Here is an 11,944-nt window from a genome sequence, read left to right on the forward strand (position 1 = left end):
CCGCCAGGGCGGGGCCGCGCCGCCCCCTCTCGGCCCCCGCCCCCGCCGGGGGGGGCCCCCCCCCGCGCCCCCCCCCCGCCGCACCGCCGCCGCCGCCCGCCGAACCCCGCCGCCCCGCCGCCGCCGCCGCGCCCCGCGTCGGCCCCTGGGGTCCAGCCACCGGAAGACGTTCGTGATCTTCGCCATCGCCCGCCTCGCCCTGATGGGCTTCGTGATCCTCAGCGTGATCTACGTCCTGCTGTCGCTCTACTCCCGCTCGGTCCGCCGCGAGAAGCTGGAGAACGCTTGGGAGGCCGAGGGGCGCCCCGGCGAGCGCGAGGAGTTCGTGCGCGCGGGGCTCGCCGAATACGACAGCTCGCTGCGGCGCAAGCTGATCCTCGGCGTCTATGTCATCCCGCCGATCGTGGTCGGCACCCTGATCTACGCGATCAACTACTGGTAGGAGCCACGCATGCGCTACGTCAAATGGGCCTTTTGGCTGGTCATCGCCGTGATCCTGGCCGGCTTCCTGCACTATACGCTGCCCCAGCAGGACATCGTGCGCGTGGTCAACACCGAGGTGCGCCGCGTCGACGTGGGCGAGAACAGCTGGTTCTGGGCCCAGACCGACGTCGGCAACAACCCGGACACCACCAACCGTGACGTCCGCTTCATCGAGACGATCAGGCCCAACGGCCGCCCCGTCGTCTATCGCAACGAGGACACGGGCTGGGGCTGGCCGCCCTATTTCAAGCTCGACTCGTCGAACCTCCAGGCCCAGGCGAGCGACATGATCTCGACCCGCGCCAACCCGGAATGGGTGGTCGTGCGCCACTATGGCTGGCGCAACGAGTTCCTGTCGATCTTCCCCAATGCCGTGGGCATCCGCCCGGTCGCGGGGCCGGACGTGACGCTGATCCCCTGGCTCAACATCGTGATCCTCGGCGCGCTCCTGGTCCTCGTGCTGCTGATCCGCGCCATGTGGCTCCAGTTCCGCCAGCGCACCGTCGATCCGCTGATCGAGGACGCGGGCGAGGCCTGGGACCGCGCCGACGCCTATGCCGACGAGAAGCGCGGCCGCCTGAACCGCTGGCTCGACACCTGGAAGAAGAAGCCGGGGCCGCGGCGGCGATAGGCCGCGCCCCGGCCGCACCGGAGGGGGTCAGCCCGAGGCGTCCAGCCCGTCCCGGAAATCGTTCCAGCCGCCGTCGACCGAGGAGGGCGCGTCGCGCCACTGGTGCAGCGGCCGGCCCGTCACGGGATCGCTGGCCGGGATCGGCAGCGACATGATCAGCTTGGCGGCGGCGCGGAAGTCGGCCTCGCTCACGAATTCCTCCTGGATGTTGTCCCAGTCGCGCCCCTCGGGATAGCCGCCGGTCACCATCACGTCGTCGGAATTGCCGATCATGCAGTGCGACACGCCCGCGGGCATCACCACGACATCCCCCGCCTCGACGCGCACCTTCGTGCCGCCCTTGCCGAACAGTTCCAGTTCCATCCAGCCTTCGGCGACGCCGAGGCATTCGTGGGTCGTCGAGTGGAAGTGGTGATAGGTGTAGATTCCGGGATAGCGCCAGTTGTTCAGCCAGCCGTTCTCCCGGAACCGCCCGCGCACGGCGTCGAGCCCGCCGCCGGGAACGCCGCCGCGGTGGATCAGCAGCGGAAAGCGGCTGTTGGGCACCCGTCCCCGGGGCATCGACTGATGTTCTTCGATCTTGCCGGTCATGCCGGTCCTCCCTTCTTCAAGCCGTTCCGAAATGAAAAGGGGCGGCCTGCGCCGCCCCCGTCCGTCGGCTCAGTTGCCGCCCCAGGCCTGGGGATAGTTCTCCATCTCCTCGCAGCCGCACATCGCATAGTGCAGCGGCGGCATCGCCGGGTTCACGTACTGGTCCAGGTTCTCCTGGGTGATCGCCGGCTGCGGCAGCACCCACTCGGGCCCCGGCACCGCCTCGCCCTCGATGACCTTCGCGGCGGCGATGATCGCCGTGCGCCACTGGTAGGTCGGATAGGTCGGCGCGATGGCGGTCAGCCCCTCGTCCTGCCACTTCCGCAGGAAGTCCTGCTGGTCCTCGCCCACGAACACCGGGATGTCATAGCCTGAATCCTCGAACGCCTCGATGGCGGCGACGGCGGTGGCGCCCGCGTCCATCCACACGGCGTCGATGTCGCCGCGCATCAGGTAATCTTCCACGATGGACTTGGTCTTGGCGTTGTCGCCATCGGTGAATTCGGCGCCGACGATGTTCATCCCCGCCTCGTCGAGGATCCGCCGCCCGGCCGAATACCGCGTCTCCAGCACGTCGACGCCGGGCAGGATGCGCAGCATCAGCACGTTGTCGCCCTGTTCCAGCTTGCTGGCGATGAACTCCGCCCCCTGGATGCCGAAGCCGTAGCCGCCGACGGGGTGGATGAAGGTGACGGGGCACTGGGTGTTCACGCCGCGGTCGAAGACGATCACCGGCATCGCCTCGCAGGCGCGCTCGACCGCCGGGGTCAGCGCGGCGGTGGTGTTGGGCGAGACGATCATCACGTCGCACTCGCCGCCCGCCAAGAGGTCGTCGATGTCGGCGATCTGCTTGTCGTCCGAGCCTTCGGCGTCGACGTGGATGAAGTTGCCGATGGATTCGTGGTTCTTCACCTCCTCGGTCATGTTGGTATAGCCGACGACGCGCCAGGGGTTGTTCACGCCGGCGTTCGAGAAGCAGACGGTCGCGGGCGCGCTCAGGCCCAGGTCCGCCGTTTCGACCATTTCGCCGCCGATGTGCTGAAGCCAGGGCTGGCCCTCGGGGCCTTCCGGCGTCGCCGCCAGCTGTTCCTTCTGCTTGGCGAACTCCTCGGGGTCGTCGAAGTTCTGGGCGTGAAGCGGCGCAAGGCTCAGGGCCAGGGCGCCGGTCGCCAACAGGATGCGTTTCATGTGGTCTCTCTCCCTATCGGTTGGGGGCCGCGTTTTGCGACCCTCAGGTTCCCGTCTCCTCCCTTCGGTGCATGGCCAGCGCGACGGCCGCGATCAGGATCAGACCCTGCACCACCTGCCGGACGGGTTGCGGCAGACCGAGGAAGTTCAAAAGCGTGAAGATGGCCGTCAGCGCCAGCGCTCCGCCCACGGCCGCGGGGACCGAGCCGCGCCCGCCCAGAAGCTGCGCGCCGCCCAGCACCGCGGCGGTGATCGCCTGCAGCTCGTAGCCGGTGCCGACATCGGTCGACACCCCGGCGAACCCGCCCAGAAGGATGCCCGCCAGCGCGCCCGAGAGGCCCGAGAGCATGAAGGCGGTGATGCGGACCCGGTTCACCGCGACCCCCGCCAGCCGCGCGGCCACGGGGTTGTCGCCGATGGCGTGGACCTGTCGGCCGAGGTTGGTGCGGTGCATCAGCCAGGTCAGCAGCCCCACGACCACCACCAGCACGATCACCGACACGGGGATGAAGCGCACCAGCGGCACGTCCTTGATCAGCTCGCGCCCGAAGAAGCGGAAGGTGTCGGGCAGATATCCGCGCGGCGCGCCGCCCGACCAGAGGAAGGCCAGCCCGTTCAGCGTGATCATCATGCCCAGCGTCGCGATCAGCGAGGGTACCCGCAGGAAGCAGACGATCGCTCCGTTCACCGCGCCGACGCCAAGGCCGAGCGCCAGCATCAGCGGGATCACCCAGACCGTCGCCGAAGGGTCGTTGTTCGTCAGCATGGACGAGCCGACGACGACCAGCGTGATGAGCGAGCCGACCGACAGGTCGAAGCCGCCCGAGACGATGACATAGACCTGCCCGGCGGCGAGGATGGCGAGCGGCGCCGCCCGTTTCAGGAAGTTCATGTAGCCGGTGGGCTCCACGAACCCGGGGTTCATGAAGACGATGGCGAGGATCAGCGCGGCCAGCAGCAGCCAGACCGGATTGACCCGCGGCAGGCGGCGCCGGGCGGCGCGGGGGCGGGCGGTGCTGTCGCTCATGCCACGATCCTCTTCGAACGGATGGCATAGAAGGCGACGGCGGCGACGATGATGATGCCCCTCAGCACCTGCTTGGCGAAGCTGTCCACGCCCGCGATGTTGAAGACGGAATCGATCAGCGAGAAGATCAGCATCCCCGCCATGGTCCCCCAGATCCCGCCGCGCCCGCCCGCCAGCACCGTTCCGCCGATCACCACAACCGCGATGCTTTCGAGGTCATAGACCCCGTCCGACCCGATCCACGGCGCGCCCGAGCGCAGGCGGCTGGCGAGGTACAGCCCCGCGATAGCGGCGCAGACCGAGCAGATGACATGGGTCAGGATGACGACGCGCCCGGTCTTGATCCCGGCGAAGCGCGCCGCCTCCTCGTTGCCGCCGACGGCGTAGATGTCGGAGCCGAACCTGGTGAACCGCAGCACCGCCCAGGCGAGCGCCGCCATCAGCGCGAGGAAGATCAGCGCCAGGGGGAAGGGGCCGATCTCGCCATAGGCGAAGACCTGGAAGGCCACGGGCACCTTGCCCGCGAAGTTCGACACGAAGGCCGAGAGGCAGCCCTGGATGATCAGGCTCATCCCCAGCGTCGCGATCAGCGGGTTCACCTTCAGCGCGCTCACCATCAGCCCGTTGCAGACCCCGACCAGCGCGCCGAGCGCCAGCGCCGCCAGGATCGCGGGCAGGATCATTGCGGGCGCGCCGTCCATCACGACCGAGGCGAGGACGGCGGTGGCCGAGATCAGGCTTGCCACGCTGAGGTCGATGGACGCGACGAGGATCACGAAGGTCTGCCCGATCGCCGTGATGCCGAGCGCGATGGAGCGGCCGAGGATGGCGATGAGGTTGTCCAGCGTCAGGTACTGCGCCTGCCCCGTGCCGATGGCGACGGCGACATAGATCAGCGCCGCGCCCGCCAGAAGGATCAGCGGCGCCCAGCGTTCGAAGCGGAAGCCCGTGGCGCGGGGCGGAGTGTCTTCGGCGAGGCTCATGCGGCCACCTCGGCCCCGCCGGTCGCGGCGTGCATGATCTCCTGCTCGCTCGCGCCGCGGCCGAAGGCGGCCACGATCCGCCCCTCCTGCATCACCAGCACCCGGTCGGCGGCGCCGATCACCTCGGGCAGGTCCGACGAGATCATCAGGATCCCCGCGCCCTCCCGCGCGAGGTCGCGCATCAGGTGATAGATCCCGGCCTTGGCGTTCACGTCGATGCCGCGGGTCGGCTCGATGAAGATCAAAAGCTTCGGGCGCATCGACAGCCACCGCGCGACGATGGCCTTCTGCTGGTTGCCCCCCGAAAGCGCGCGGATGTCCTGGTCGTAGGAGGCGGCGCGGATCTCCATCCGGTCCAGGAGCCCGTCCATGCCAGTCGTGTCGGCATGGGCGTTGCGCCGGTCCGAGGCCCAGAGCGGCGCGAAGGCGCGGGAGGTCAGCATCCCGTTGTCGCGGACGGACTGCATCAGCACCAGCCCCTCGCTCTTGCGGTCGCCGGGCAGAAGGCCCACGCCGCCGAGGATCGCGGCGCGGGGGCTGCGGAAATCGACCCTTTCGCCGCTCAGCGTCACCTCGCCCCGCTCGAAGGGTGCCTGCCCGAACAGCGCCATGGCCAGCGCCACGCGGCCCGCGCCCTGGATCCCGGCAAGGCCGACGATCTCGCCCGCCTTCACCTCCAGATCGATGCCCTTCAGCACCGCGTTGCCGCCGCCCCTGACGGTCAGGACCGGCGGACCGATCTCCCCGGCCGTGGCGGGAGCGGCGTAGAAATCGGCGATGTCGCGGCCGACCATCGCGCGCACGATCTCCGCGGGCTCGGGCACCTCGTCGAAGCGCGCGGCCACCTCGCCGTCCTTCAGCACTGTGACGCGGTCGGCCAGCCGCGCGATCTCGCGCATCCTGTGGGTGATGTAGATGATCGCGACGCCCCGGGTCCGCAGCGTGTCGACGGTGGCGAACAGTTCCTCGCACTCCGCCTCGTTCAGCGCCGCCGTCGGCTCGTCCATCACCACGACGCGGGCGCCTGTCGAGACTGCCTTGGCGATCTCCACCACCTGCTGCGTGGCCACGTCCAGCGTGCCGACGATGCGGTCGGGGTCAATCCGCCCGGCGGCGGCGAAGAGCGACAGCACCTCCCGCGTCTCGCGCCGCATCCGCGCGCCGTCGATCAGCCCGAAGCGGGTGCGCGGCTCGCGGCCCAGGAACAGGTTCTGCGCGACGGTCCGCTCGGGCAGCAGCGAGAACTCCTGGTAGATCACCGCGATCCCGGCCCGGAGCGACTCGACGGGATGGGCGAAATGCACCGGCTCGCCGTTCAGCAGCACCGCGCCGGAATCGGCCCGGTAGACGCCCGAGAGGATCTTGATGAGGGTCGACTTGCCCGCCCCGTTCTCGCCCACCAGCGCCTGCACCTCGCCCGCGCGCACGTCGAAGCTGACGTCCGACAGCGCGCGGACTCCCGGGAAGGTCTTGGTGATGCCCTTCATCTCGATCATGGGCGCGGAGCCGGGGGCAGGGGCGGTCATGCGGCCTCCCATGCCCTGCGGATGACATCGTGGGATTCGGTGAACAGCGTCTCGAAATCCGGGAACAGCGGCCGCCAGACCCGCGTGGCCGCCGCAAGCTCGGGCACGCCCGCGCCGAAGGCTTCCAGCACCACGTGGCCGTCGAAGCCGGCGGCGCGCACCGTCCTCAGGATACCCGCGAAGTCAATCTGGCCGCGCCCGACCACGCCGCGGTCGTTCTCGGACAGGTGCAGGACGTGCATCTTCTCGCCCAGATGACGGATCGCGGCGTGCTGGTCCTGCTCCTCGATATTGGCGTGGAAGGTGTCGTACATGATGCCGAAGGCCGGGTGGTCCACGCGGTCGGCATAGTCGCGGGCCTGGGCCATGGTGTTCAGGAAGTAGGTCTCGAACCGGTTCAGATGTTCGAGCGCGAGCCTGTAGCCGTTCCTCGCCGCCCGCTCGGCCATCGCGCGGTGCGCCTCGGCGCCGCGCTCGATCTCGCCCTCGGTCGGCCCCTCGCCGGTGAAATGCCCCATGGGCGCGTGAAACGGCCCGCCGACGGTTTCCGAGCCGAGCGCCTCGGCACAGTCCTGGATCCACGACAGGTGGTCGAGACCGCGCCGGCGCACCGCCGGATCGTCGGAGAGCGGGCTGGCATCGGGATCGGGCACGATCGAGGTCTGCGCGCGGCCGAGGCCCATCCCGGACAGCTTGCCGCCGAGCCAGGCGTAGTGGTCGGGGCTGCCGCGCATCACCGGCACCTCGACATGGTCGTAACCAATCTCGGCGATCCGCTCGATCTGGGGCAGGTGGCTTTCGTCGATGTGACCGCCGAGGCAGAGGAGGTTGACGCCGAGTTTCATGGCGTCACCCAGGCGCCGTTGTCCCGCGACGAGCGCACGCAGGCCGCCACGAAGCGCATCCCCGCCAGCCCGTCCTCGAGCGTGGGGTAAAGCAGCCCGTCCGGCACCGCCTCTCCCCTGCGACGGGAGAGGATCGCGCGGGCGGCGTCGGTGTAGATGTTGGCGAAGCCTTCAAGGTAGCCTTCGGGATGGCCCCCCGGCACGCGGCTGGCGGCGGTGTTCGCCGCGCTCGCCCCCGCGCCGTTGCGGGTCAGCAGCCGCTTCGGCTCGCCCAGCGGCGTGAACCACAGGCGGTTCGGCTCTTCCTGCTCCCACTCGAGCCCGCCCTTGTCGCCGTAGAGGCGCAGGCGCAGGGCGTTCTCGTTGCCGGTGGCGACCTGGGAGCACCAGAGCATCCCCCGCGCGCCGCCCTGCCAGCGCAGCATCATGTGGGCGTTGTCGTCCAGCACCCGTCCCTCGCCGAAGGCCTGCAAGTCCGCCGAGAGGCTTTCCAGCGTCAGGCCCGAGACGAAACAGGCGAGGTTGTAGGCGTGGGTGCCGATGTCGCCGATGGCCCCGCCCATGCCGGAACGCTCGGGGTCCATCCGCCATTCCGCCTGCTTGCCCTCGGCCGCGCCGGCCATCCAGTCCTGCGCATATTCCGCCTGCACGACGCGCAGGGTGCCGAGCAGCCCGTCGGCCACCATCTCGCGCGCCTGCCGGACCATCGGGTAGCCGGTGTAGTTGTGGGTCAGCACGAACAGCGCGTCCGAGCGCCGCGCGGCCTTCGCCAGCGCCTCGGCCTGCTCCAGCGTCGCGGTCAGGGGCTTGTCGCAGATCACGTGGATCCCGCGGTCGAGAAAGGCGATGGCGGCCTCGGCGTGGACATGGTTCGGGGTGACGATCGCCACCGCCTCGATCCCGTCCTCGCGCCCCGCCTCGCCCTCGGCCATGGCGGCGAAACTGTCGTAGCTGCGGGGCAGGCCAAGCGCCCCGGCGCTGGCCCGCGCCTTCTCGGGCGTCGAACTCAGCGCGCCCGCGACCAGCGTGTAGTGCCCGTCGAGCCGCGCGGCGATGCGGTGGACCGCGCCGATGAAGGCGTCGCCGCCGCCGCCGACCATGCCGAGCCGGATGGGTGCGTCGGCCATCTCAGACCTCCAGCCCCAACATCCGGCGGTTGGCGGCATCGTCCGCCCCGCCGTCCGCGAAATCGTCGAAGGCGCGCTCGGTCACGCGGATGATGTGGTCGCGCACGAACTGCGCCCCCTCCCGCGCCCCGTCCTCGGGGTGCTTCAGGGCGCATTCCCATTCGACCACCGCCCAGCCGTCGAAATCCATCGCCGTGAGCTTCGAAAAGACTGCGCCGAAATCCACCTGACCGTCTCCGGGGCTGCGGAACCGGCCCGCCCGGTTCACCCAGGACTGGTAGCCGCCGTAGACGCCCTGCTTGCCGGTCGGATTGAACTCCGCGTCCTTGACGTGGAACATCCCGATCCGCCCGGCGTAATCGTCGAGGTGGGCGATGTAGTCGAGGCACTGGAGCACATAGTGCGACGGGTCGTAGAGCATCCGGGCGCGCGGGTGCTGGTCCACGCGGTCGAGGAACATCTCGAAGCTGACGCCGTCGTGCAGATCCTCGCCGGGGTGGATCTCGTAGCAGATGTCCACGCCCTTCTCGGCCGCATGGTCGAGGATCGGACGCCAGCGCTTTGCCAGTTCGTCGAAGGCGGCCTCCACCAGACCCGCGGGCCGCTGCGGCCAGGGATAGACGTAGGGCCAGGCGAGGGCGCCGGAGAAGGCGCCGAGCGCGGTGAGGCCGAGGTTGGCCGATGCGTCGAGCGCGAGGCGCACCTGCCGCACCGCCCATTCCTGCCGTGCCTTCGGATCGCCGCGCACGGACGGGTCGGCGAAGCCTTCGAAGGCGATGTCGTAGGCCGGGTGGACCGCGACGAGCTGCCCCTGCAGATGGGCGGAGAGTTCCGTCACCGCGATGCCGTTCTCGGCGGCCTCACCCTTGAACGTGTCGCAGTAATCCTGCGAGGCGGCGGCGGTTTCGAGGTTGAACAGCCGCTTGTCCCAGCTTGGAACCTGCACCCCCTCGTAGCCGCAGTCGGCCGCCCAGCGGGTGATCGCACGCCAGCCGTTGAACGGGGCGTCGTCCGACGCGAACTGCGCCAGGAAAAGGGCGGGGCCCTTCATTGTCTTCATGGTTCCTCCCAGCGGCGCCGTCCTCCCCGGCGCCTCTGCAATCGATTACAACGCGATTCGCCGCAGCATTGCAAGACAATTTGCAATCGATTACAGTCCCGCTGTTTTCCGGGAGAACCCATGCGGGCACGGCCGAAGATCAAGGATGTGGCGACGCTTGCCGGCGTCTCCACGGCCACCGTCAGCCGGGCGCTCTCGACGCCGGAAAGCGTCGGCCTCGCCACCCGCGAGAAGGTGATGGAGGCGGTGAAGGCGACGGGCTACCGCATCAACGCCGCCGCGCGGGATCTCAGGATGCGGCGGGCGCGCTCGATCCTGATCCTCGCGCCGAACCTGTCCAACACTTTCTTCAGCCGGATCTTCGCCGCGGTTCAGGAAGAGGCCAGCGCGGCGGGGCTCACGGTGCAGATCTCGGACAGCCGGATCGGCCGCGAGAGGCTGCTGTCGCTCGGTTACGACGGGCGGGCGGACGGGATCGTGCTGCTCGACGGCAGCCTCGACCCCGAGGTGGTGAACGGCTGGCAGCTGCCGCTGATCCAGCTCAGCGAATGGAACGACGCCTACGACGCCCCGCGCCTCGGCATCGACAACCGCGCCGCCGCCGGCCTGGCCGTGCGCCACCTTGCCGCGCTCGGCCACCGGAAGGTGCTGCACGTCAGCGGCCCCGGAGACAACGTGCTGGCCCTGACCCGGCAGCAGGGCTTCAGCGGAACCGCGGCAGAGAGCGGCATCGCGCCCGTGGTGTTTCCGGGCGATTTCACGATGGAAGCGGGGGCCGGGGCCGCGCGGCGCTGGGCAAAGCTGTCCGACCGCCCGACCGCGGCCTTCTGCGCCTCGGACGAATGCGCGCTCGGCTTCATCTCGGAGTGCGTGCACATGGGCTTTTCCGTGCCGGGCGACGTGTCGGTGGTGGGTTTCGACGACATCGACTTCGCCGACCGCTTCCTGCCCTCGCTGACCACCATCCGCCAGCCGCGCGAGGCGATGGGACGGCTCGCGGCGGAGCGGGTCATCGCGATGATGGGCGCCCCTGCGAAAGAGCCGCGCTCCCGTCCCGCGCCCCCGATCCACGTCGCCGCCGCGCTGGTCGAGCGCGCCTCGACCGGACCCGCGCACACCTGACCGCTCATTCTTCCCGGCGCAGGCACGAGGCGGACCGGGGCAGGGTGCGAAACCGTACCTCGCGGGCGAGTTTGTCGCGATTTGTCATAAATCCATAACACCCGGCCCCTAATCCGCCTGTCACCCGCTGCCGGGTTCCGCCGCCGCCCCGTGCCGCGTCGGGCTGCATCTGCTTATGGAGATTACCATGACCCTTCGTTCCGCGCTTGCCACCTCGGCGGGTGTCCTCGCGATCCTGTCCGCCGCGGCTGCCTCGGCCCAGTCGATCGAAGACCTCTACGCCGCCGCCAAGGAAGAAGGCCAGCTGACCACCATCGCGCTGCCCCACGACTGGTGCGGCTACGGTGCCGTGATCGACGGCTTCAAGGCCAAGTATCCGGGCATCACCGTGAACGAGCTGAACCCGAACGCAGGCTCGGGCGACGAGATCGAGGCGATCAAGGCGAACAGGGACAACACCGGCCCGCAGGCGCCCGACGTGATCGACGTCGGCCTCGGTTTCGGCCCGTCAGCCAAGGCCGAGGGGCTGCTCCAGCCCTACAAGGTCGCCACCTGGGACGAGATCCCGGACAGCGCCAAGGACCCCGAGGGCTACTGGTACGGCGACTATTACGGCGTGCTGGCCTTCGCGGTGAACAAGGACATCGTCACCGACGAACCGAAGAGCTTCGCCGACCTGATGGATCCGAAATACGCCAACTCGGTCGCCATCCCGGGCGATCCGCGCACCGGCAACTCGACCATGATGACGGTCTATGCCGCGGGCCTGTCGACGTCGCCCGAGGCCGCGGGCGCGGAGGCGCTGAACGCGGGCATCGCCTATTTAAAGGCGATGAAGGAGAACGGCAACCTGGTGCCGGTCAACGGCTCGGCCCAGAACCTCGCGCAGGGCACGACGCCGATCTACTTCGACTGGGACTACAACCTGCTGGCGATGCGCGACAAGCTGGCGGGCAACCCGCCGGTCGAGGTCATGGTGCCGTCGGACGGCGTGGTGGCCGGTGTCTATGTCCAGGCGATCTCGGCCTTCGCGCCGCACCCGAACGCGGCGAAGCTGTGGATGGAGTACCTCTATTCCGACGAGGGCCAGCTGCTGTGGCTGAAGGGCTACTGCCACCCGATCCGGTTCAACGCCATGGCCGAGGCCGACAAGCTGCCCGCCGACCTGATGGAGGCGCTGCCCCCGGCCGAGAACTATGCCAAGGCCGTGTTCCCCACCCTGGACGAGCAGACCGCCGCCAAGACCGCCACCGCCGACAACTGGGCGACCGAGATGGGCGCGAACTGATCCGCCCGGGCATGATCACCGCGGGGCCGGGGCGGCTGTCCCGGCGCCGCCTTTGCAGAAGCCCGGGCGCACG

At 69.5% G+C, this 11,944-nt stretch carries 12 protein-coding genes; 4 read left to right on the top strand and 8 right to left on the bottom strand.

Annotated elements, in window-relative coordinates:
* The first annotated feature begins 172 nt into the window (after positions 1–172).
* Together A7B20_RS15220 and A7B20_RS15225 are read left to right on the top strand one after the other, a co-directional pair.
* Positions 173–442: a hypothetical protein gene (locus A7B20_RS15220; protein ID WP_342747266.1), complete on the top strand. Its 270-nt coding sequence runs from the start codon at positions 173–175 to the stop codon at positions 440–442.
* 9 nt (positions 443–451) lie between these two features.
* On the top strand, positions 452–1,114 hold the full coding sequence (locus A7B20_RS15225) for a DUF1523 family protein (RefSeq protein WP_102109440.1): 663 nt from the start codon (positions 452–454) through the stop codon (positions 1,112–1,114).
* Between the two features lie 27 nt (positions 1,115–1,141).
* Here the strand turns inward: A7B20_RS15225 and A7B20_RS15230 are convergent, their stop codons facing one another.
* From A7B20_RS15230 to A7B20_RS15265, 8 genes are all read right to left on the bottom strand, one after another.
* On the bottom strand, positions 1,142–1,705 hold the full coding sequence (locus A7B20_RS15230; RefSeq protein WP_102109441.1) for a cupin domain-containing protein: 564 nt from the start codon (positions 1,703–1,705) through the stop codon (positions 1,142–1,144).
* Positions 1,706–1,774: 69 nt separating this feature from the next.
* Positions 1,775–2,893 (bottom strand): substrate-binding domain-containing protein, encoded by a 1,119-nt coding sequence (locus A7B20_RS15235; RefSeq protein WP_102109442.1) that lies wholly within the window; start codon positions 2,891–2,893, stop codon positions 1,775–1,777.
* Between the two features lie 43 nt (positions 2,894–2,936).
* Positions 2,937–3,920, bottom strand: a complete 984-nt coding sequence (locus A7B20_RS15240; RefSeq protein ID WP_102109443.1) for an ABC transporter permease — start codon at positions 3,918–3,920, stop codon at positions 2,937–2,939.
* A complete protein-coding gene (locus A7B20_RS15245) occupies positions 3,917–4,903 on the bottom strand; it encodes an ABC transporter permease (RefSeq protein WP_102109444.1) in 987 nt (328 codons plus the stop codon). Before A7B20_RS15245 ends, A7B20_RS15240 begins: the two co-directional genes overlap by 4 nt.
* Positions 4,900–6,429: a sugar ABC transporter ATP-binding protein gene (locus A7B20_RS15250; RefSeq protein WP_216641211.1), complete on the bottom strand. Its 1,530-nt coding sequence runs from the start codon at positions 6,427–6,429 to the stop codon at positions 4,900–4,902. The genes A7B20_RS15245 and A7B20_RS15250 overlap by 4 nt, the downstream gene beginning before the upstream one ends.
* On the bottom strand, positions 6,426–7,274 hold the full coding sequence (locus tag A7B20_RS15255) for a sugar phosphate isomerase/epimerase family protein (protein WP_102109446.1): 849 nt from the start codon (positions 7,272–7,274) through the stop codon (positions 6,426–6,428). Before A7B20_RS15255 ends, A7B20_RS15250 begins: the two co-directional genes overlap by 4 nt.
* The gene (locus tag A7B20_RS15260; RefSeq protein ID WP_216641212.1) at positions 7,271–8,401 is read right to left on the bottom strand and encodes a Gfo/Idh/MocA family protein; all 1,131 of its coding nucleotides are present in this window, start codon (positions 8,399–8,401) and stop codon (positions 7,271–7,273) included. Before A7B20_RS15260 ends, A7B20_RS15255 begins: the two co-directional genes overlap by 4 nt.
* Position 8,402: 1 nt before the next feature.
* Positions 8,403–9,461 carry a sugar phosphate isomerase/epimerase family protein gene (locus tag A7B20_RS15265; RefSeq protein WP_102109447.1) on the bottom strand — a complete coding sequence of 353 codons (1,059 nt, stop codon included), beginning with the start codon at positions 9,459–9,461 and terminating at the stop codon, positions 8,403–8,405.
* A 120-nt stretch (positions 9,462–9,581) separates the two neighbouring features.
* Between A7B20_RS15265 and A7B20_RS15270 the strand changes: the two genes are divergently transcribed.
* Together A7B20_RS15270 and A7B20_RS15275 are read left to right on the top strand one after the other, a co-directional pair.
* The gene (locus tag A7B20_RS15270; RefSeq protein ID WP_102109448.1) at positions 9,582–10,583 is read left to right on the top strand and encodes a LacI family DNA-binding transcriptional regulator; all 1,002 of its coding nucleotides are present in this window, start codon (positions 9,582–9,584) and stop codon (positions 10,581–10,583) included.
* A gap of 187 nt (positions 10,584–10,770) precedes the next feature.
* Complete coding sequence (locus tag A7B20_RS15275; protein ID WP_102109449.1) at positions 10,771–11,871, top strand: ABC transporter substrate-binding protein; 1,101 nt, start codon at positions 10,771–10,773, stop codon at positions 11,869–11,871.
* Positions 11,872–11,944 lie beyond the last annotated feature (73 nt).

The sequence above is a fragment of the Oceaniglobus roseus genome (genome assembly GCF_002869745.1).
GTDB classification, from domain to species: domain Bacteria; phylum Pseudomonadota; class Alphaproteobacteria; order Rhodobacterales; family Rhodobacteraceae; genus Oceaniglobus; species Oceaniglobus roseus.